Annotated in this window: 22 protein-coding genes; 12 read left to right on the top strand and 10 right to left on the bottom strand. The window is 67.5% G+C overall.

From position 1 onward, the window contains the following. The first annotated feature begins 24 nt into the window (after positions 1-24). Positions 25-648: a DUF3060 domain-containing protein gene (locus tag AC1D1G_RS09335; protein ID WP_283351633.1), complete on the top strand. Its 624-nt coding sequence runs from the start codon at positions 25-27 to the stop codon at positions 646-648. Here the strand turns inward: AC1D1G_RS09335 and AC1D1G_RS09340 are convergent, their stop codons facing one another. From AC1D1G_RS09340 to AC1D1G_RS09350, 3 genes are all read right to left on the bottom strand, one after another. Beyond that, positions 649-1,410 (bottom strand): HNH endonuclease family protein, encoded by a 762-nt coding sequence (locus AC1D1G_RS09340; RefSeq protein WP_477951800.1) that lies wholly within the window; start codon positions 1,408-1,410, stop codon positions 649-651. Positions 1,411-1,484: 74 nt separating this feature from the next. Further along, complete coding sequence (locus AC1D1G_RS09345; protein WP_280780653.1) at positions 1,485-2,645, bottom strand: alkaline phosphatase family protein; 1,161 nt, start codon at positions 2,643-2,645, stop codon at positions 1,485-1,487. A 72-nt stretch (positions 2,646-2,717) separates the two neighbouring features. Continuing rightward, entirely contained in the window at positions 2,718-4,076 is a 1,359-nt protein-coding gene (locus AC1D1G_RS09350; RefSeq protein ID WP_477951802.1) for a cytochrome P450, read from the bottom strand. A gap of 86 nt (positions 4,077-4,162) precedes the next feature. Here AC1D1G_RS09350 and AC1D1G_RS09355 point away from each other — a divergent pair, with 86 nt between their 5' ends. Continuing rightward, positions 4,163-4,780: a TetR/AcrR family transcriptional regulator gene (locus AC1D1G_RS09355; RefSeq protein ID WP_477951803.1), complete on the top strand. Its 618-nt coding sequence runs from the start codon at positions 4,163-4,165 to the stop codon at positions 4,778-4,780. Positions 4,781-4,829: 49 nt separating this feature from the next. Next, positions 4,830-5,759 (top strand): alpha/beta fold hydrolase, encoded by a 930-nt coding sequence (locus tag AC1D1G_RS09360; protein ID WP_011597417.1) that lies wholly within the window; start codon positions 4,830-4,832, stop codon positions 5,757-5,759. Positions 5,760-5,792: 33 nt separating this feature from the next. On the opposite strand, the gene AC1D1G_RS09365 is transcribed toward AC1D1G_RS09360, so the two are convergent. Beyond that, positions 5,793-6,566: a VOC family protein gene (locus AC1D1G_RS09365; RefSeq protein WP_477951804.1), complete on the bottom strand. Its 774-nt coding sequence runs from the start codon at positions 6,564-6,566 to the stop codon at positions 5,793-5,795. A 104-nt stretch (positions 6,567-6,670) separates the two neighbouring features. On the opposite strand from AC1D1G_RS09365, the gene AC1D1G_RS09370 reads away from it, so the two are divergent. Beyond that, a complete protein-coding gene (locus tag AC1D1G_RS09370; RefSeq protein ID WP_105417291.1) occupies positions 6,671-7,957 on the top strand; it encodes a lactate 2-monooxygenase in 1,287 nt (428 codons plus the stop codon). Positions 7,958-7,962: 5 nt separating this feature from the next. Here AC1D1G_RS09370 and AC1D1G_RS09375 read toward each other — a convergent pair whose 3' ends face one another. Both AC1D1G_RS09375 and AC1D1G_RS09380 read right to left on the bottom strand, forming a co-directional pair. Then, positions 7,963-8,259 carry a response regulator transcription factor gene (locus AC1D1G_RS09375; RefSeq protein ID WP_280780657.1) on the bottom strand — a complete coding sequence of 99 codons (297 nt, stop codon included), beginning with the start codon at positions 8,257-8,259 and terminating at the stop codon, positions 7,963-7,965. 107 nt (positions 8,260-8,366) lie between these two features. Beyond that, positions 8,367-9,449 carry a GmrSD restriction endonuclease domain-containing protein gene (locus AC1D1G_RS09380; RefSeq protein WP_477951807.1) on the bottom strand — a complete coding sequence of 361 codons (1,083 nt, stop codon included), beginning with the start codon at positions 9,447-9,449 and terminating at the stop codon, positions 8,367-8,369. A gap of 172 nt (positions 9,450-9,621) precedes the next feature. Between AC1D1G_RS09380 and AC1D1G_RS09385 the strand changes: the two genes are divergently transcribed. The 4 genes from AC1D1G_RS09385 (at position 9,622) to AC1D1G_RS09400 (ending at position 13,797) form a co-directional block, all read left to right on the top strand. Next, positions 9,622-10,614, top strand: a complete 993-nt coding sequence (locus AC1D1G_RS09385) for an alpha/beta hydrolase (protein ID WP_477951808.1) — start codon at positions 9,622-9,624, stop codon at positions 10,612-10,614. A 10-nt stretch (positions 10,615-10,624) separates the two neighbouring features. Next, the gene (arfB, locus tag AC1D1G_RS09390; RefSeq protein ID WP_280780862.1) at positions 10,625-11,068 is read left to right on the top strand and encodes an alternative ribosome rescue aminoacyl-tRNA hydrolase ArfB; all 444 of its coding nucleotides are present in this window, start codon (positions 10,625-10,627) and stop codon (positions 11,066-11,068) included. A gap of 595 nt (positions 11,069-11,663) precedes the next feature. After that, positions 11,664-13,208, top strand: coding sequence for an IS607 family element RNA-guided endonuclease TnpB (gene tnpB / locus AC1D1G_RS09395; RefSeq protein WP_166680668.1), 1,545 nt, complete (start codon positions 11,664-11,666; stop codon positions 13,206-13,208). A gap of 106 nt (positions 13,209-13,314) precedes the next feature. Continuing rightward, positions 13,315-13,797: a sigma factor-like helix-turn-helix DNA-binding protein gene (locus tag AC1D1G_RS09400; RefSeq protein ID WP_477951810.1), complete on the top strand. Its 483-nt coding sequence runs from the start codon at positions 13,315-13,317 to the stop codon at positions 13,795-13,797. A gap of 6 nt (positions 13,798-13,803) precedes the next feature. On the opposite strand, the gene AC1D1G_RS09405 is transcribed toward AC1D1G_RS09400, so the two are convergent. From AC1D1G_RS09405 to AC1D1G_RS09420, 4 genes are read right to left on the bottom strand one after another with little or no spacing between them, the layout of a single operon-like run. Further along, positions 13,804-14,154, bottom strand: a complete 351-nt coding sequence (locus AC1D1G_RS09405; protein WP_280780662.1) for a VOC family protein — start codon at positions 14,152-14,154, stop codon at positions 13,804-13,806. A gap of 41 nt (positions 14,155-14,195) precedes the next feature. Then, positions 14,196-14,759, bottom strand: a complete 564-nt coding sequence (locus AC1D1G_RS09410; RefSeq protein ID WP_477951811.1) for an SRPBCC family protein — start codon at positions 14,757-14,759, stop codon at positions 14,196-14,198. Further along, entirely contained in the window at positions 14,756-15,073 is a 318-nt protein-coding gene (locus AC1D1G_RS09415) for an ArsR/SmtB family transcription factor (protein ID WP_009478258.1), read from the bottom strand. Before AC1D1G_RS09415 ends, AC1D1G_RS09410 begins: the two co-directional genes overlap by 4 nt. Positions 15,074-15,106: 33 nt before the next feature. Then, a complete protein-coding gene (locus AC1D1G_RS09420; protein WP_280780664.1) occupies positions 15,107-15,724 on the bottom strand; it encodes a TetR/AcrR family transcriptional regulator in 618 nt (205 codons plus the stop codon). Positions 15,725-15,850: 126 nt separating this feature from the next. On the opposite strand from AC1D1G_RS09420, the gene AC1D1G_RS09425 reads away from it, so the two are divergent. From AC1D1G_RS09425 to AC1D1G_RS09440, 4 genes are all read left to right on the top strand, one after another. Continuing rightward, a complete protein-coding gene (locus tag AC1D1G_RS09425; RefSeq protein WP_477951813.1) occupies positions 15,851-16,777 on the top strand; it encodes an AurF N-oxygenase family protein in 927 nt (308 codons plus the stop codon). Next, complete coding sequence (locus AC1D1G_RS09430; RefSeq protein ID WP_477951814.1) at positions 16,774-18,579, top strand: DUF4873 domain-containing protein; 1,806 nt, start codon at positions 16,774-16,776, stop codon at positions 18,577-18,579. Before AC1D1G_RS09425 ends, AC1D1G_RS09430 begins: the two co-directional genes overlap by 4 nt. Before the next feature lie 51 nt (positions 18,580-18,630). Then, complete coding sequence (locus AC1D1G_RS09435; protein ID WP_198602116.1) at positions 18,631-19,773, top strand: XdhC family protein; 1,143 nt, start codon at positions 18,631-18,633, stop codon at positions 19,771-19,773. Positions 19,774-19,849: 76 nt separating this feature from the next. Further along, a complete protein-coding gene (locus tag AC1D1G_RS09440) occupies positions 19,850-20,755 on the top strand; it encodes an FAD binding domain-containing protein (RefSeq protein ID WP_317570015.1) in 906 nt (301 codons plus the stop codon).

Genomic DNA, 20,755 nt, shown 5'->3' on the forward strand with positions numbered 1-20,755 from the left:
TCGGGGTCAGGAAAGCAGGGGTCGATGAGTGTCACCCGGCAGTCGGTCGCCGTCGCGGTGCTGATGTCCGGCGCCGTGGCCCTCGCGGGCTGCGGCGGCGGGAGCACCGGCGGCGGCAGCACCTCGACGGTGTCCGGCTCCGCGGTGGAACTGAACTCGGGCGGTGACTGCGCGGGCCGCGACGTGATCGTCGACAGGGACGGTGCCGTGGTCGTCCTCGACGGCGAGTGCGGCACCGTCACCATCGAGGCCAACGGCGTCTCGGCGAACGTCGCGACGTCGAACGCGGTCGTCGTGAACGGTCAGGACACCAACGTCGTCGGCGGGCAGACCGGAACGCTCACCATCTCGGGACGCAGCAACAGTGCCATCATCGACGTCGTCGAGTCGATCGACGTGCAGGGCAACGCCGTCACCGTGCTCGGCAAGCAGGCGGGGCGGATCTCGGTCGGCGGCAGCGGGAACTCCGTGACCGTGGACGACTCCGGTGCGATGACGGTGAGTGGCAACGACAACTTCGTGCGCGCCGTGTCCCTCGACTCCCTCGAACTCACCGGGTCCAACAACTCCGTCGACTGGGATTCCGGTGCGCCGGCCCCGTCGGTCGATACGGGCTCCGAGAACCGGCTCACCCCGCCCGGCGCGTGATCACCGGGCTCCGCAGCCGGTGAGCACCGCGGCCATCGCATCGCGCTCGGGCGGCGTCACCCAGAGCCGGTACGCCACTTTCACTTCCACCTGCCGCGCCACGTAGGTGCAGCGGTACGCCGCCAGCGGGGGCAGCCATGTCGACGCGTCGGCGTCGCTCTTGCGCTGATTGGTGGGTCCGTCCACCGCCTGCAGATTGCGGGGATCGTTCGCGAGGTCCGCCCGGGTCTGCGCGTCGAGGAGCTGAGCGCCCTTCTGCCACGCGTCCGAGAGTGCCACCACGTGATCGATTTGCACGGCGTCCGACGTCTTCGTGCCCCGGGTGAACGCAATGATGGTGCCCGTGTAGAGATCCCGCAACGTGCCCGACTGCACCACGCAGTTGCGGGTGCGGTCCCGTGACGTGACGTCGACGAGGTCGCGTCGCAGGATGTCGTTGCGGGTGTCGCAGCCGTTGCGTCCGAGTTCGACCGACACGTTGTCGGTCCAGCTGGCGCCGAACAGTTCCCGGTCGTAGCCCGTCTTGGGTGCCCGGCCCTTCACCTCGAGGGTGGACAGTTGCGTGAACGCCGTCTGTATCTGTTGTGCGTCAGTGACTTCCGAGGGTGCGACCGGTCCGGTTCCGGCGGCAAGGGTGTCGTCGGGGTCCGGAGTGAGCATCGTGACGAGCACGACGACGAACAGCCCGGCGAGGATCCAGGCCCACTTCGTGCGGATGGTCGTGATGATGGAGCCGGTATTCGGTACCGCAGAGCGGGGCATGAATCTCTCCTGAAATCAACGCTGTTCGTCATTTCTATCAGGAGTGGTCGCGCGGACCGGTGAGCGACCCGGGTTTACGTGGTGGCGCCGTGCAGCAGAGGAATCAGCAACTCGTCGTCGCTGAGTGCGCCGTGCTGCCCGGGCAGGGCGGACAGCCTCGACTCCGCCTTGCGGCGGACCACCGCGACCCCGCCCTGGGCGATGGCGACGACGTCCCCGATACGGCCCTGCACCTCGGACCGCACGGCCGGGCCGAACAGTCCCGCCGTGACGGCCTCGTCCCTCGTGCCGATCCACATTCGGTGTCCCAGTTCACTCCTCCACCGGTCGGCGACGTCGTGCCCGGCTCCGGCGCGGGTGTGGACGTGCCTGCACCGCGGTTCGCCGGCGAGCGCCACCACGTCGTCCGACAGGGCGGGAGTGGCGTCGAAGTCGATCTTGTCCGCGTCGTCGACGATGACCATGCCGTGGTCGGCGGTGACGTACAGGTGGGTGTCGGGTTGTGCCGCCGCGAGTCCCGCGGCGAGCCTCTCGACGAGCCGGTCGACGAGGGCGACCTGGTGCAACCAGGATTCGGATCCCGGTCCGTAAATGTGCCCGAGCGTGTCGATTTCGCTGAGGTAGCAGTAGGTGAGGGTCCGGTCGCCTGCCCGGGCCGCGGTGACGACGTGCGCGATCAGGTCACCGTATGCGTGTATTCCTGCGAACGTGCCGCCGCGGAGGACGGCGCGGGTGAGCCCGGACCCGTCGAACTTCGCGGGAACCACCGTCGTACACGTGATACCGGCTGCCGCGGCGCGTTCGAACACGGTCGGAGCGGGCTGGACGACCTCGGGCACCAGCCGGGTGAGTTCGTCGCCCTTGTGGCCCGCGCGCCACGACAACCAGTTGAGCGTGCCGCGAACCTCACGAACGTATGACTGGTAGCCGGTGATGCCGTGACTACCGGACGGCAACCCCGTGCCGAACGACGCGATGCTGGTGGCGGTCGTGGTGGGGAAGCCGGCCCGGATCGGCCGTCCCGTCAGGCTGTCGAGAAACGGGGCGTGTTCGCGGTGGCGACGCAGCGATGTCCAGCCGAGGCCGTCGATCAAGAACACCACGGTGTGCCTGCTGTCCGGCAGGTGCAGCCGGTTGGGTTCGCCGGCAACGCCGAGTGCGGCGAGGACGGACGGCATCAGGGCGGACAGCGTCGGCTGCGAATACACGTCGAGCGGGGGCGCCGTAACGGTCATGACTTCCACTATGGTGTATCGGCTCAGGCTGCACTTGGGATATCGGCTCAGCCCGCAATGTGGAGAGTCGGCTCAGCCGACACGGTGGTACAGGTCCACGGGCTGGCCGTCGGAGGGAAACGGCAGCGAGGTGTAGTTGAGCGGGGCGACGTAGCCGGGGCTCACCTGCCAGTCGAATCGCCGCAGCAGGTGGTGCATGACCGTCTTGATCTCGGCGCCCGCGAAGTGCATCCCCAGGCATTTGTGCACGCCGCCGCCGAACGGCTCCCACGCGAACCGGTGAACCTTGTCCTCGCGGCGTTCGGGTGCGAACCGTTCGGGGTCGAACCTCTCCGGATCGGGCCAGTACTCGGGCATGTGATGGGTGAAGTGCACGACCACCGACATGTACGTGCCCCGGGGGATGTAGTGGCCGAGCACCTCGGTGTCCTCGACCGCGCGGCGGGCGACCACCGGGACCGGCGGAACGAGGCGCAGGCATTCCTTCATGACGAGGTCGAGGTCGGTCAGTTCGTCGAGTTGACCGTAGGTCGGGGTGGACGTGCCCAGTGACGCCGACTGCCGTCTGCACCGCTCCTGCCAGTCGGGGTGCTGACCGAGGTACTGCATCATCGTCGACAGCGTGATGGTGGACGTGTCGTGCGCCGCCATCAGCAGGAAGATCATGTGGTTGACGACGTCGTCGTCGCTGAACCGTTGCCCCTCTTCGGATTCGATGTGGCACAGCGCGGAGAACAGGTCGTCGCCGGCGCCCGCTCGCCGCGCGGGCAGATAGCGGCGGAAGAACTCCTCGAGTCGTGCGCGCCCGTCGATGCCGCGCTTCCACCGCGTTCCGGGCAGGGGATACCGCACCACCGACGTGGCGGCCTGCACGCTGTCGATGAACGCCTTGTTGATCTCGGCCATCTCCCGGGGCGTCGACCCCTCGGCGCCGCCCATGAAGATGCTCGTGGCGAGATCGAGTGTCAGCTCCTTCAGCGCGGGGTACGCGGCGAAGCCCGGGGTGGGCTGCCAGCCGTCGAGCCCCTTCTCGACGGCCGGATGGAGTGCCTCGGTATAGCGCGACAGCCGGTCGCGGGTGAAGGCCTGCTGCATGATTCGCCGGTGGGCGAGGTGTTCGTCGCCGTCGAGCAGCATCAGCCCGCGGTGGAAGAACGGCCCGATCAGCACGCTCCACCCGTCGCTGTTGACGAAGGCCCGGTCCTTGTTCTGCAGCACCGTCTGGCAGCCGTCCGGTCCGAGCACGGTGACCCACCGCTTGCCGGCCATGCTCAGCCACGACACGGGGCCGTAGCGATCCCAGCGACTCTGCAGCAGTCCCATCGGGTCGCGGAAGTAGTCCAGTGAGTGTCCGATGACGGGAAATCCGGCATTGCCCGAGATGGGTTGCAGGGCGCTTTGTGGTGGGGGAGCAGCGAGAACTTTGGGCATCGGCCCTCCTCGTGGCGTATGTGACAGGACTCTCTGTCAGATGTGTGTAGTGTGCGTCACACCGGCGGGTCTGTCAACATCGAGTCATGAGTTCACCGGCGCGCCAGTACCGCGGTCGAAGTTCGGAGGAACGCGCCGCGGAGCGCCGCGCGCGACTACTCGAGGCGGGACTACAGGTGTTCGGCACCGTCGGCGGCGAGAAGGCGACCATGACCGCGATCTGYGCCGAGGCGAAACTGACGGAACGCTATTTCTACGAGAGCTTCCGCGACCGGGACGACCTGCTGGTGCAGGTGATCGAGGGCATTGCCGCGGAGATCGCGGAGGCGACGCGGGTCACCCTCCAGACCGTGACCGGCGACCCCGAGGTGCGGGCGCGGGCGGCGATCGCGACGTTCGTCGACATCCTGACGGCGGACCCGAGGAAAGGGCGGGTGTCGATCATCGAATCGGCGGGCGCCGAACCGCTGCGGACGCGACGGCGTGAGTTGTTGCGGGCGTTCGCCCTGCTGGTCGCGGAGGAATCGAAGGAACTCTACGGCGACCGGGCGTGGTCGTCGCCGCAGGACGAGATCACCGCGCTGCTGTTCGTGGGCGGGCTCGCGGAGCTCATGACGGCGTGGCTGAACGGCGAGATCGAGGTGTCTCCCGAGCAGATCGTCGATGCCGCGACCTACCAGTTCACATCCACCGCACACCGCTGATCGGGTCCCGGGCGGAAACGTGACGGGTGTCACGTGCGAAGCTGTGGGCATGGTGGATATCGCACGCCCGCAGTTGGAGGGCACGGTCGCGGTAGGCGAGGGGCGTCGGCTCGGCTTCGCGGAGTTCGGTTCGGCACAGGGCAGGGCGGTGTTCTGGCTGCACGGCACACCCGGTGCGCGGCGTCAGGTGCCGATGGAGGCCCGGGCGTTCGCCGAACGCGAGCACGTGCGGCTGATCGGGATCGACCGGCCGGGGGTCGGGTCGTCGACGCCGCACCGCTACGGCGCCGTGATCGACTTCGCCGAAGACCTGCGGACGGTCGCCGACACGCTGGGCGTCGACCAGATGGCCGTGGTCGGCCTGTCCGGTGGCGGGCCCTACACACTGGCCGCGGCGTACGCGATGCCCGACCGCGTGGTCGCGACCGGCATCCTCGGGGGTGTCGCGCCGACGAAGGGTCCCGACGCGATCCGCAGCGGGCTGATGGATCTCGCCGTCCTGGCGGCTCCGGTGCTGTCGGCGGGCGGTGTCCCCGTCGGGTTGGCGGCGAGTTCCGTGATCAGGCTGGCGAGACCGTTCGCGTCGCCGATTATCGACCTGTATGGGCGGCTGTCGCCGGAGGGGGACCGCCGTCTGCTCGCGCGGCCGGAGTTCAAGGCGATGTTCCTCGACGATCTGCTCAACGGCGGCCGTAAGCAGCTCAGTGCACCGTTCGCCGACCTGGTCCTGTTCGCGCGGGACTGGGGATTCCGGGTGAATGCGGTGAAGACCCCGGTGCGGTGGTGGCACGGCGACTGCGACCACATCATTCCGCTCCGGCACGGGCAGCACATGGTGTCGCTTCTTCCCGACGCCGAGTTCCACACGATGCACGGGGAAAGCCATCTCGGGGGCCTGGGCATGTCGGAGGAGATTCTCCGCTCGCTCCTCGACATCTGGGACGCCAAGGAGGCGCAGGCGCCGTTCGGCCCGGTGTGACGGTGGCGCGTTCTGCGCGCCACCGTCACCGGATCAGGACTGCAGCGTCGTGATCTGGAAGGTGGCGCCGAGCGGGTCGGCGACGGACGCGAGCCGCCCGAACGGGGTGTCCTCCGGTTCGCGCCGGACGCTGCCGCCCAGTTCGGTCACCTTCGCGACCGCCGCATCCGTGTCCTCGACGCCGATGTAGAACTGCCAGAACGAGGGGACGCCTTCGGGCAGGAACGAGTCGGCGTCCATGACTCCGGCCACGGTGTGGTCGCCGAGGTTCGCCTGCGAGTACCGGAATTCGTCTGTGTCGCCGAGGGTCCGGAAGGTCCAGCCGAAAACGTCCGCGTAGAACGGGAGCGCCGCCGCGTAGTTCCGCGACAGCGTTTCGTGCCAGACGGGCGCGCCGGGCTCGTCCACGAGACCGAATCCGTCGTGCTGATCGGCCTGCCACACGCCGATCACGGCGCCGGCCGGATCACCGAGGATGGCCATCGTGCCCTGGTCGCCCACGACCATTGCGGGCATCATCACCTGGCCGCCCGCCTCGGCGGCCTTCGCCGCGGTGGCCTCCGCGTCCTCGGACGCGATGTACGTGGTCCACACGTTGCCGTACGGGTTGCCCTGCTGTTGCGGGCCAAGGCCCGCAATGGGTTTGCCGTTCATGCTGAAGATGGAGTAACCGCCGTACTGCGGATCCTCGTTGGTGTCCGACCTCCACCCGAACAGTCCGGTGTAGAACGGAATGACCTGTCGTGGGTCGGAACTGGTGAGATCGATCCAGCAGGGAGCGCCGGTGAGGGACGGGCGGTCGGACATCTCGGTCTCCTGGGATGTCTGGGGTTCGGTGTGGTGCCGGTCACAAACCTACGCGTCCCGGCGACCTGCCGTCGGTTCGTGCCGGCCTGTGGAAGACTCGGCGCATGTCTGCGAGCGAGAACCAGGACAGTCCGGGCCGGGCCCGCCAGAATCTGATCTACCGCGACGGCGTCCTCGGCCGCACACCCTCCGTTCCCACCGACTTCGACACGCTGGAGCGACGTGCGAAGAGGAAGATGAGCGCGAAGGGGTGGGCGTACGTCCACGGCGGCGCGGGGCTGGGTCGCACGATGCAGGCCAACCGCGATGCGTTCGACAAGTGGCAGATCGTTCCCCGGGTGTTGCGCGACGTCTCGAAGCGCGACATCGGGGTCGAGTTGTTCGGGCGCAGGATTCCGGCCCCGGTGCTGCTCGCCCCGGTGGGCGCGGCCGAACTGGCCAGGCCGGAGGCGGATGTGGCGATCGCGGCCGCGGCCGCCGAACTGGGTGTGCCGTACATCTTCTCCAACCAGGGCTGCGCACCGATGGAGGAGAGTGCGGCGGCGATGGGCGACGCACCCCGGTGGTTCCAGCTGTACTGGAGCACCGACGACGATCTCGTCGACAGCCTGCTCCAGCGTGCCGAGAACATTCGTGCGGACGCCGTCGTCGTCACCCTCGACACGACCATGCTCGGCTGGCGCCCGGAAGACCTCAACCTCGGCTCGCTGCCCTTCGCTCAGGGGCAGGGGATCGCGCAGTACACGTCCGATCCGGTGTTCCGCCGGATCGTGCACGAGCGGATCAAGGCCGCCGCAGGCAAGGCGGACGTCGAGGTGACGCTCGGCGCGATCCGGTCGCTGGTGTCGATGACCCGGCGCTTCCCGGGCCGCTTTCTCGACAACCTGCGGTCGCCGGAACCGCGGGCCGCCGTGGAGACGTTCCTCGACATCTACTCCCGGCCGTCGCTGAGCTGGGCCGATATCGAGACCCTTCGCAGCAGGACGTCGCTGCCGATCCTCCTCAAGGGCGTGCTGCACCCGGACGACGCCAGGCGCGCGCTCGACGCCGGGGTGGACGGCATCGTGGTGTCGAATCACGGTGGGCGGCAGGTGGACGGCAGCGTGTCGTCGCTGGACGCGCTCGTGGACATCGCGCCCGTCGTCGACGGCAGGCTGACGCTGCTCCTCGACAGCGGAATCCGCACGGGAGCAGACGTCTTCAAGGCCCTGGCCCTCGGTGCGGACGCGGTGACGCTCGGCAGGCCCCACCTGTACGGACTGGCCCTCGCAGGTCAGGCCGGTGCGCGGGACGCCACCGCCAACGTGATCGCCGAGTTCGACCTCACGATGGGTCTCAGTGGCCTGACGTCGGTGGCCGAGATCGACCGGGACGCCCTGCGCAGGGCGTAGACACGTCAGAGCTCGGCGATCGTGATGATCCCGTCCTGAAGGGCCCGTACCAGCAGCGCCGTCTTGGTGGACGCATCACGTCCGACCAGCGCGTACTTCTCGCGGATGCGGGTCAGGTGCGTGTTGACCGTTCCGAGCGCGATGTGGAGGTCGGCGGCGACGGCGAGCTTGGAGTCGCCGCGCAACCAGTGGCGGAGAACCTCGATTTCGCGCGCCGACAACGCCGGCTTCGAATACGTGCGGGCGACTGCCGGCTCGTCCGTATGTGGGGGGTGCCCGAGTGCGTCGGGTGCAGTGGTCATGCCGATCTCATCTTTCTGACATGTACGAATGCGCTACAGGTACCCGACGTCCCTGCAGGCAGTTCAGGTTAACTGGTGGCGGAGGTGCTTGTCGCGTCAGGCCCGGATCAGCTCTCACAGCCGACGCCGTCGCCGTCGCGATCGAGGTGGGTGCCGTAGCCCGGCTCGCCGATGTGGACCGGCGCGGCACCGGCCGCCTTGGCCGCCGAACAGTTCTTGTAGTAGACGTCGCTCGGCGGTGCCGTGTCGACGAACGGGACCGGTGCGGGTGCCGGAGCGGGGGCGGGCGCAGGTGCTGCTTCCGGGACCGTGCTGGTAGTCGGAGCGGGCGCGACCGCAGGCGTCGCCTCCCCGCAGTCCTGGAGAACCCGGGCGATCGCATCGTGCTCGGCCTGGGTCACCCACAGCCCGTACGCGGCCTTCACCTCCACCTGATCGGCCACGTAGGTGCACCGATAGCTCTTGTTCGGGGGCAGCCAGGTTGCGGCGTCTCCGTCCGACTTCTGCTGGTTGGTGGGGCCGTCGACGGCTTTCAGGTTCCGCGGATCGTTCGCGAAGTTCGTCCTGGTCGCGGTGTCGAGTTGCTGCGCCCCCTTCTGCCAGGCGTCGGACAGCGCGACGACGTGATCGATCTGCACGGCATTCGACGTGCCCTCACCGCGAACGAAGGAGATGGTGTTGCCCGTGTACGGGTCGAGCAGCGTTCCGGTCTGTACCGCGCAGTCGCGGCTGCCCGGCTTGAACACGATCTGTTCGAGGTCGCGCCCGAGGATGTCGTTCCGCGTGTCGCACCCGTTGTGACCGCCGTCGACCGTGACGTCGTCGGTCCACGCCCGGCCGAAGAGATCCCGGTCGTAGCCGGTCTTCGGTGCGCGTCCCTTGACCTCGAGGCCGGCGAGTTGCTGCAACGCGGCGGTCGCGTCGGCGCCGCCGGCCGCGGCGGGTTCGACGGGTGAGAGGGCGAGCGCAGACGAAACCGGCACCGGTGGCGACGAACTCCACGCGGCACGCGCCGTCGTCGAATCGGCGACCGTGGGCGTCACGGACGCGGATACCGCTGTGGCCTGGGCCGATTGGTCGTCCTGTCCGGGGCTGAGGAACGAGACCGCGGCCACGACTACGACGATCCCGCCGGTGATCCAGGGCCACTTCTTACGAGTGGCAGGTGATGAGGGCGGGGGAAGCGTCATGCCGGTCCTTCAATGAACGTGGGGGGTCGGATGTTCATCGCGCGGAAGGGCTCTTCCGTTACTCGGCATCGCGGGAACTGTTAGCATGCCCGGGACCGGAATTCGTGCGGGTGGAGGGCGGTACTCGGTCGTGACACGACAGATCTTTCGGGGGAAATTGCGAACAGCGGCCGTGACGGCTGTGACCGTGGTCTCTCTCTGCCTCGGCGGCACCGTCGCGGCGGCCGCCGATCCGATCGTCGACACCGGTCAGGCGGCAGGTTCCGCGGTGGCGCCGAACGGGTCGACGCTCGATCACGTCACCGTGATCGATTCGAGACACCTGACGTTGCACGTCTTCTCGGCGTCGATGCAGCGGGTCGTTCCGGTGTACGTGCAGCGCCCCGCCGACACCAGCGTGCCGAGGCCGACGCTGTACTTCCTCGACGGTCAGGTCCGTCGGGAGAAGACCGATGTCGAAGAGTTCCTGGACGACCAGAACGTGAACGTCGTGAGCCCGTCCGGCGGCGAGAACGCGTATTGGACGGACTGGAAGAGCCCCGACCCGGTGATGGGGGTGAACAAGTGGAAGACCTTTATGACTCAGGAACTTCCGCCGGTCGTCGACGCGGCCCTCGGCACCAACGGAGTCAACGCGCTCGCCGGCATGTCACGGGTGGGTACTGCCGCTCTGCAGTTGGCGATTGCCGCTCCCGGCCTGTTCCGCGGTGTGGCCGCCTACAGCGGTTGCGCTCTGATCAGTGATCCGCTCGGTCAGCTCTTCATCAAGATCACCATGGACAACTACGGCTACGGCAACCCGGCCAACATGTACGGGAAGGCGGACGATCCGGCGTGGGCGGCGAACGATCCCTACGTTCACGCCGCCGAACTGCGCGGAACGGAACTGTTCCTCTCCAACGGCAACGGTCTGCCGGGGCGCCACGAGACCCTGGACGGCCCCGGGATCGACGGGAACGTCGCGACGCTCGCGCGTCAGATCTACGCGGGTGGTCCCATCGAAGCGGTGACCAACTACTGCACCCATCGATTTACGGATCGCCTGGGGGAACTGGGAATACCTGCAACCGCAAGTTTCCGTAACTCGGGCACACACTCGTGGGGATACTGGCAGGACGACCTGCACGATTCCTGGCCGGTGCTCGCTCGGGCGCTGGGAGTGTGAGGTTCCTCCGGTGTTTCCCGGCGGCGAGGTCACCGACGACCTCGAGATCACGCGGTCGCTCGTCGTTCCGGCCGCCGAGTTGCAGTGGCGGTTCTCCCGCGCCGGCGGTCCCGGCGGTCAGGGCGTCAACACCACGGACTCGCGGGTGGAGTTGCGAGTGAACCTGTGGACGTTGTCGACGCTGTCGCCGTCCCAGCTCGAACGCATGCAGGTTCAGCTGGGACACAGGCTCATTGACGGGGTGGTCACCGTGACGGCGTCCGAAACCCGTTCGCAGCTGCGCAATCGGCGCGCTGCCCGGGCCCGGATGGCGGCGTTGTTGCGCGCGGCGGTCCTCGCCGAAACCCGCACTCGGCGTCCGACCAAGGCGACCAAGGGTTCGCACCGACGAAGACTCGACGCCAAGAAGCAACGCGGCCAGACCAAGAACCTGCGGAGGAAGCCGGACATGTAGGGGGTTGCGTACAGTCTGCGTGTTCTGAATGTTTGATGTCGTTTCGTGTTGTTTAGTGCAGTGATGTTGCGGGGTTGGGCGACCGGTGTGCAGTATCGGACCCCGTTGGTGTAGTTCCACGCGGCGGCACTGCCGGTCCAGGCTCACTGTTTGCTCTCGGAGACGATTGTGGTGGGGGTTCCGGCGGTCGGGACCCGGCGGTGGGTGCGTTGGTGCGTGTTGCCGGGTGTCGTCCTGTCAGTAGGCCGATCTGGAACGCCAGGCGGGGGTGTGGTGTGACCGAATATGGAACGCGGGGTCTGGGTGTGTCGAGGACGGTCACCGAGATCGGTTCCGACCACTTCATTTCGCAGGCAAGTGGCTGATCCGATTGTGTCGTCGGCATCGGGACCGACTCGCCAGGTTCGGGTTCGGCCTCATCGAGGCTGTGTTGTCGGTGCCCTGTCGTACCGTGCTTGTGTTGACCGACGACGGGTGGTGATGATCTGGTGCGCGATATGACCGAGGTGAAGGCCTCGCTGTGTGCCCGCCGATGCGGGCGGCGTGGTTCACGCCGGAGTGCCGCAGCTGCGGTGACCGCTGCGGCGGATCTGTCGTGACGCCCACAGCTGTGCTCGCCGATCCCGGTGACCACGTCACGGCTCCGGGCGCGGCGCTCGACCAGGTTGCGGACTCTTCTCGGACGGTGATCCGTGCCTACGTTTTTGTCCTCGAGCCGACCCCGGAGCAGGCGTCGGTGTTGCGGTCGCACTGTGGGGCGCAGCGCTTCGCCTACAACTGGGCACTGTCGCAGGTCAAGGCGAACCTCGACCAACGGACTGCGGAACGGTCTTACGAGATCCCGGACGCGGAGTTGACGCCGCCGGTGTCCTGGTCGGCGTACGGCCTGCGCAAATACTGGAACACCGTGAAAGACGACGTCGCCGTCAACACCGACACCGGGCAGGTGTGGTGGCCGGAGAACTCGAAAGAGGCCTACAGTTCCGGACTCGCGAACTGCGCGGCCGCCCTATCGAACTGGTCCGACGCCCGATCCGGAAAACGCAAAGGTCCGATGGGATTCCCCCGCTTCAAGGGCAAACGGGCGGTGCTGTCGTGCCGGTTCACCACCGGCAGTTTCGGGTTGGTCACCGACAGCGGGGATCGACGCCACATCCAACTACCACGGATCGGCGTGGTCCGGTCTGCCGAATCGACCCGCAAATTGGCACGAAAGACGATCGCCGGGACGGCGCGGATTCGGTCGGCGACCCTCTCGTTTCGTCGGGGCCGGTGGCAGGTGTCGTTCTCGGTCGAAATCGCTCTCCCCGCGCGGGCACTGCCATCCGCCACCACCGGTACCTCCGCCGCGGTCGGCGATTGCGGTGTGGTGGTCGGAGTCGATGTGGGGGTCAAACACCTCGCAGTCCTCTCGAACGGGGAGATGATCGAGAATCCGACGCACGCACGCAGGCATGCGAAACAACTTCGTAGCCTCGGGCGCCGTGCGTCCCGCCGTGTCGGCCCGGATCGTCGCACCGGTCAACAACCCTCCCGGCGCTGGCTGCGCACCCAGGAACAGATCCGGGCGGTGCGCATCCGCATCGCGAACAGTCGCCGCGATCACCTGCACAAACTCACCACCCGACTGGTGCGGGACTTCGATACCGTCGTCGTCGAAGACCTCAACGTCGCGGGAATGACCCGTTCCGGTGGCGCCTACAAACGGGGGTTGAACCGGGCTCTGCAGGATGCGGCGTTCGCCGAGATCCGGCGACAACTGACCTATAAGTGCGAGTGGGCTGGCACCGGTCTGCAGGTGGCGGACCGTTGGTATCCGTCGAGTAAGACCTGCTCGAACTGTCAGGTAGTGAAAGCCAAACTACCCCTGAAGGTTCGGGTGTTCACCTGCGATGCGTGCGGATTCCGCGCTGATCGTGATCACAATGCTGCTCTCAACCTCGCTGCCCTCGCAGCGGTTGACGGTGGTGCGTCTTCGGCGAGTTGCGGACGAGACGTAAAAGACGCCCGACAGAAACCAACCATAAGACCCGCCGCTCGGTGGGCTGACGGTATTGCTGCGGGAACACCACTGAGTGGTGAACGTGACCGGGGTAACCCGGACACTCATGCAGAATGCACTAAACAACACTCAGCATGAACGGAACCTCCCGGATGTGTTGACCCCCCCTCGTGTGCCGGAAGATGAGTACGGAAGCGCCGTGACGGATGACCGGAGACGGCGAGGTCGGGGGATCGAGGGTCATATGAGTGTGCTTGACGAGGAATTGCATTCGGCAGCGACGGCCGCAGCGGCGGGGGATCGCGAGGCTGTCGAGCGAGTGATGACGACGCTGTGGCCGCAGGTAGTGCGCTATTGCCGTACCCGCGTGGGGAATTCCACGCAGGTCACGCGGCCGGCGGACGAGGTGGCGCACGAAGCGCTGCTCGCGGTCGCGTGCGAACTTCCGGCTCTCGCTCGCAGTGACCATCCTGTCCGCGAGGTGTATCGCGTCGTGAGCCGGACCGTCGCGGACGCCCACGGCAGCGCGGTCGGAAGTCCGGACAGTCCGGCGGAAGTGGCCGTGCTGCTACGCCATCTCGACGCCACCGCCCGGGAGATCGTCCTGCTGCGGGTCATCGACGGGCTGTCCGTGCACGACACCGCGGGCCTGCTCGGGCTCCCGGTGGGCCGGGTCCTCGTCGTGCAGCACGAGACGCTGCGGACCCTGCGGGCGAAGGTGGCCTGATCGGCGTCAGCGCCGGCTTGACAGGACGCAGAACTCGTTGCCCTCGGGGTCGGCGAGCACCACCCAACTCTGCTCGCCCTGACCGACATCCGCGTGCCGGGCGCCGAGCCCGAGAAGCCGCGCGACCTCGGCCTGCTGATCGTCGGGCTGGAAGTCGAGATGCAGGCGGTTCGGTATCTGCTTCCGGTCCGGAACCGCCACGAACAGGATCTCCGGGTGGCTGTCGGCCCGGGGCCGGATGTGGACGTCGCCGTCGGAGTCGGTCACGGCTCCCCAGCCCAGGGCCTCGGCCCACCAGCGTCCCAGGGCTGTCGGATCGAGAGCGTTGACCACCACGGCTTCCCATTGCAGTCCCATGCGTCAACGGTACGGGGAGCGGCGGACGCCCGTCTCCGATTTCACTGCAGCGTCGGATCGATCGGTTCGACGCCGAAGCGTTCGGAGTACTGCTCGTTGAGTTCGCGCCAGCCGTAGTTCATCGCCTCGGCGCCGACGATCGGTCCGATCGGATTGCCGCCGAGTAGGGCCTCGGCGACGTCCAGACACATGTGCCACCCGGCGGCCGTCATCGCCGCGGTTCGCTGGTCGTCGACCGTGTGGCGCAGGGTCAGTCGGGTGCCCGCGTCGGTTTCCTCGATCGTCCAGAGCAGGACGTCGTCACCCCAGGCGTGTTCGAGGACGCGCGGTGAGTCGGCCCGGGTCACGGTGCCGTCGAGTTCGGTGCGGTTCTGCCCGTCGACCATGATCAGGGTCGCGGGACCGACTGTTCCGAGGTTCCGGTCCGCGGTGTACGGCGCCCACTGCGGAAGTTCGCCGGGGTCCGTGAGCACGGTCCACAGCGCCGCCGGCGAGTGGGTGAAGTCGCGAACGAAGGTCAGAGCCCATCGGGTGCCGTCGGGTCGTGCTTCGACGTGCCGCAGTGGGCCGGGGCGGTAGTCGCGGCGTGCGTCTGATTCGGTCATGACGGGGTCTCCTTCGATTCGAGGTGCCGCTCGAGCGCATCGAGGTGATTCGCCCACAGCCGGCGGTAGGGCTGCAGCCACGCGTCGAACTCGTCGAACGGTTCGCGGTGCAGGCTGTAGATGCGTTGCTGGGCCGCGGTGCGGCAGGTGACGAATCCGGCCTGCCGCAACACCCGCAGGTGTTTGGACACGGTCGGCTGGGGCAGGGCGAGTTGGTCGACGAGTTCGCCGACGCTGGCGTGGCCGGCCCGCAGCCGTTCGAGGATTCTGCGGCGCTGTGGTTCGGCGACCACGGTGAACACGTCCGGTGCCATGACCCCGAGTATGCGCCTACGTGTATATACGCGTCAAGGAATATGAATGTCCGGTTGTGGCATGAATGCGATCGCCAGAAGGGATCGGACGAACTCTCGCAGAGCCCGCTCGTCGGACGTGTCCACGATCCCCTCCGTGATGATGAGCGAGCCGATGATGCGGAACGCCCACTCGGAGATGGCGGTGGGGCTCACTCCCGACAGTTGCTCGGGAGCGAAAAGGCGCTCGAAGTGGGGGGTCAGAAGTTGCGCCCCGAGTTCGATCATCGGCTTCGCCTTGATCGTGAACCAGGGGAGCACCACGTCGGGGTCGTCGCGCAATCCCTTCTGTAGCAACCGGTGTCCGCGTGCGTACTGGACGGCGAACACGACGGCGTCGACGAATCGCACCTGGAGTTGGCTCTGCCGTCCCCGCAGCACCGGGTCGAGCACGACGAAGAACCGCGAGATCTCCCGTTGGAAGAGGGCCTCGAGGATGGCGGACTGATCGCCGACGTGTTTGTAGAGCGTGGGCCGGGACAGTCCCGCTCGCTCGGCGATGACCGCGTGAAGCCGGGTGCTGTAACCGAGTTCGATCAGGCATTCCTCGGCCGCGTCGAGGATCCGTTCCCGGAGTTCGCCGGGGGTCGGTGTCGTCGGCTGCGTCCTCACGGCCCTGATTGTGCTGTTCGGGTGTGGTGGGCGCAAACAGAAGCCACAAATGTGAACTCGGGTCACAGATAACCATTGACCTGCGTCACACCCGGGGTTTACGTTTTACCTATAAACGGCAACGAGATGGAATCGCGCTCGACGAAGGGATCAGCGATGTCTCAGCGTTCACACACGATCGGTCGGGAGGAAGTCGCCGGCCGGCTCCTCGCAGGCTCCGTCAAGCGTTCGTACGCCCCCGTGGTCGATATCGACTGGGACGCGCCCCTCGAGGACGGCAAGTACTTCCTGCCGCCGCAGGTCCTGTCCCTGTGGGGAACCGAGATGTGGGACCGGATGAGCGAGGCGCAGCGCATCGAGCTGTCCCGGCAGGAATCGGCGAACATCCTCAGTGTCGGAATCTGGTTCGAGAACATCCTCAACCAGGCGCTCCTGCGTGCGCTGCTGCACAACGATCCGAGCTCGCTGCACACCCGATACACGCTCACCGAGATGGGCGACGAGTGCAGGCACATGACGATGTTCGGGCGCGCCATCGAGCAGATGGGCGCCAAGCCCTTCCAGCTCCGGTGGTATCAGGCAGTCGTGGTCAACGTGCTGCCCAAGACATTTCGCGGAACCATGCTCTGGGTGGCCGCGCTGATCGGTGAGGAGATCTTCGACGCCACGCAGCGGCGCGTCCTCGAGGACCCGCAGCTGCAGCCGATGATTTCCCGGCTGATGCGGATCCACGTCACCGAGGAGTCCCGGCACATCCGATTCGCGCGCGAGGGGGTGCGTCGCCGCGTCGCGGAAGGCCACCGGATCGACCGGCTGTGGGTCGGAACGGTGCAGGGGATCGGCGGCCCGCTGTTCCAGCGGCTGTTCACCAACCCGGCCATGTACGAGCGGGCCGGGCTGGATCCGATGGAGGCACGTCGACAGGCGCTGGCAAATCCTCACTTTCGCGAAAATCAACGACGGGGGTTCGAGTCGCTGGCCGCGTTCCTCGAGGAGAACGGGCTGATGCGAGCGACGTCCCGCGCGCTGTGGCGGCGCGGGGGATTCCTGTGACAACCGGAATCACCGAGCCGGACGTCCTCGTCGTCGGCACCGGATTCGCCGGACTGTGCATGGCGATCAAGCTGAAGGAGGCGGGCGAGGAGAACTTCGTCGTTCTCGAGAAGGCTGATCGGGTGGGCGGAACGTGGCGGGAGAACACGTATCCCGGATGTGGTTGCGACGTGATGTCGCTGATGTATTCGTTCTCCTTCGCGCCCAACCGGAAATGGACCCGGATGTACGCGCGGCAGCCCGAGATTCTCGACTACATCGAACGGGTGGTCCGCGACTACGATCTGGCACCACACATCCGGTTCGGCTCCGAGGTGATCTCCTACGAGTTCGACGACACCACCGACCGGTGGCGGGTGGAGACCCGGTCGGGTTCCGTCTATCACCCCCGCATCGTGGTCGCAGGTCCGGGACCGCTGCACAAACCCAGCGTCCCGGATTTTCCCGGCAGGAAGTCGTTCTCGGGTGTGGCATTCCATTCCGCCGAGTGGGATCACTCTGTCGCGGTGGCCGGCAAGCGGGTGGCGGTGATCGGCACCGGAGCGAGTGCCGTGCAGTTCGTCCCGGAGATCGCGAGGACGGCCGCGCACGTCGACGTCTTCCAGCGGACGCCGCACTGGATCCTGCCGAAGCTGGACCGTCCGATCACCGCCGGGGAGAAGGCGGTGTTCAAGGCTGTTCCCGGAGTCCAGAAGGCTTACCGCGGTGCGATCTACTGGAGTCACGAATCGCTGATCGCCGGGTTCCTGCACCCGCGACTGATGACGGTGCTGGAGTCGGCCGCCCGGGGTCTGCTGCGCAGGCAGGTGCGTGATCCCGAACTGCGTGCCACACTGACCCCCGACTACATCATCGGCTGCAAGCGGATTCTGGTGTCCAGCAATTTCTACCCGGCCCTGCAACGCGGGAACGTCGATCTGGTCACTTCGGGTATCTCGGAGGTCACCGAACGCGGGATCCGCACCGAAGACGGAACGATGCACGAGGCGGACGTCATCGTCTACGGCACGGGATTCGCGGTCGGCGACCGATTCGAGAACGAGCACATCGTGGGACGCCGCGGCCTGACGATCCAGCGGGCCTGGCGCGACGGCATGGAGGCGTACCTGGGCGTCACGGTCGCGGGGTTCCCGAACTTCTTTCTCATGATGGGGCCGAATTCCGGTGGCGGCAACCAGTCGATCGTCTTCGTCATCGAGGCCCAGGCGCACTACATCACCCGATGCCTGGCGCTGATGCAGAAGCGCGACGCGACCCGGATCGAGGTGCGCGCGGGCGCGCAGCGCGAATTCAACCGGGTGGTCCACCGCACACTCGCGGGCTCGGTGTGGAATTCGGGTGGTTGCGACAGCTGGTACCTCGATTCCACCGGCCACAATCGGGCGGCGTGGCCCGGGTCGAGCGCATCCTACTGGCGGCACACGCGCACCCCCGACGACCGGCACTTCGAGCTGAGTTCGCTCGCCGAGCGCGAGGACGACACCGAGTACCGCGGGCCCGGCGTGCTCACGTCCGGCGACCTGACCGTGGCCGTCGAGGTCTTCCTGAACGGTCACATCGAACCACTGGACGGCCTCTACCACTGGTACGGCCGCGTCGTCGGCGCCGACGAGGCGAAACGCCGCAACCGCGCCCCGTTGTTCCTCACGATCGGGGACGGTCCCGAAGTGCCCGCGGCGCTCGCGGAGCGCGACCCGTGGGGCCACTTCCGGATCTCCGGGGTGGGCACGCCGCCGTTCCCGCTGTCGCCGGTCGAAGTCGAGGTTCCCGTCTCCCGGGCCAAACTCGCCTCGGCGGAATAAGCTTGGTGCTGAGCGTGTATCACACGTCGGACTCGAGCGGGAAGGGTGCTGATGCGCGACGTGCTGGCGGACCTGATGGCGGTGTGGACCGCGGGTGGGACGGCGGGTGTCGGGACGGTGGTCCGCACGTTCCGCTCGGCGCCGCGACCGCCGGGGGCGTCGATGGTCGTGGCGCCCGACGGGAGCGCGTCCGGTTCGGTGTCCGGCGGGTGCGTCGAGGGAGCGGTCTACGAACTCGCATCCGAGGTCACGGCGTCCGGTACGCCGGTGCTGCAGCGGTACGGGATCAGCGACGAGAACGCGTTCGAGGTGGGTCTCACCTGCGGTGGAATCATCGACATCTTCGTCGAGCCCGTGTCGCGGGACAATTTTCCGGAGCTCGGTGAGATCACCCGGGACATCGACAATCACCTGCCGGTCGCGGTGGCGACCGTGGTGGCGCATCCCGATGCGGCTCGGGTGGGGCGCCGGCTGGTCGTCCGGCCCGAGAGCGTGAGCGGTTCGCTCGGCTCGGACCGGGCCGATTCCGCGGTCACCGACGACGCCCGGGGCCTCCTCGCGGCGGGCGGCAGCACCGTCCTGACGTACGGCACCGACGGTCAGCGACGCGGCGAGGGCATGGAGGTGTTCGTCGCCAGTTACGCGCCGAGGCCGCGCATGCTCGTGTTCGGGGCCATCGACTTCGCCGCCGCGGTGGCCCGGCAGGGTGCTTTCATGGGATACCGGGTGACGGTCTGCGACGCCCGTCCGGTGTTCGCGACACACGCGCGGTTCCCGACGGCCGACGAGGTGGTGGTGGACTGGCCGCACCGGTATCTCGCTGCGCAGGCCGATGCCCAGGCCATCGATGGCCGGACCGTGATCTGCGTACTCACCCACGACCCCAAGTTCGACGTCCCTCTCCTCGAGACGGCGCTGCGCCTCCCGGACGTCGCGTTCATCGGCGCCATGGGCTCCCGCAGAACGGACCTGGACCGGCGTGAACGCCTACGTGAGGCCGGTCTGACCGACACCGAACTCGACCGGCTGTCGAGCCCCATCGGCCTGGACATCGGCGCCCGGACACCCGAGGAGACTGCGGTGTCCATCGCCGCCGAGATCATCGCCCGCCGGTGGGGTGGCACGGGGCGCCCGCTGGCGGAGTCGAGCGGCCGGATCCACCACGAGGAACCCGTCGATTCTTACGTCGACTAGGGCGGTTCAGCCGGGGTTGACGGACCACCGGTTCTTGCGCAGGCTGAGAGGATCCACGTTTGTGAGGTAGGTCACAATGCAAGTACCAGGATCCTTCGAATACGAGCGTGCAACGGGCGTCGAGGACGCCATCGCCCTGCTCGACCGGCTGGGCGACGAAGCCCGCCTCGTCGCAGGCGGCCACAGCCTGCTCCCCATGATGAAACTTCGCCTCGCCAATCCCGAGTACCTCATCGACATCAACGACCTCGAGGGTGAACTCGGCTACATCACGACCGAGCGGTCGAGGCTGCGGATCGGTGCGATGACACGGCACCGCCGGCTGCTCGAATCGGACGAACTCGCGGCGGCGTTCCCCCTCTTCCGCGACGCGGAGAAGGTGATCGCCGACCCGGTGGTCCGCAACCGCGGGACCATCGGCGGATCGCTGTGCCAGGCGGATCCGGCCGAGGACCTCACCACTGTCTGCTCTGTTCTCGACGCCACCTGCGTGGTACGTGGGCCCGGCGGACGCCGCGAGATCCCCATGTCCGAGTTCCTCGTCGGGCCGTACGAGACGGCGCTCGCACACAACGAGATGCTCATCGAGATCGTGATACCCGTCCACGGCCACAGCTCCAGCGCGTACGCCAAGGTCGAACGGCGGACCGGGGATTGGGCGGTCACCGCGGCCGGAGCGGCCGTCACGGTGGAGGGCGGCGAGATCGCCCGGGCAGCGGTCGGCCTCACGGCGGTCGACCCGGATCCGTCCGGACTTTCGGATGTCGCCGACTACCTGACCGGACGTCCCCCGTCCGAGGAGGCGTTCGCCCAGGCCGGGCGGATGGCCGCGCAGGCCTGCAAACCCGTCGCCGACGCCCGCGGCACCGTCGACTACAAACGCCATCTCGCATCCGAACTCACGATCCGCACACTCCGTACAGCGGTCGACCGGGTGCTCCGCAGCGACGTGGAGCACGAGCCGACCGGAGAAGAGGCATAG

The sequence above is a fragment of the Rhodococcus sp. P3_B8 genome (genome assembly GCF_056402775.1).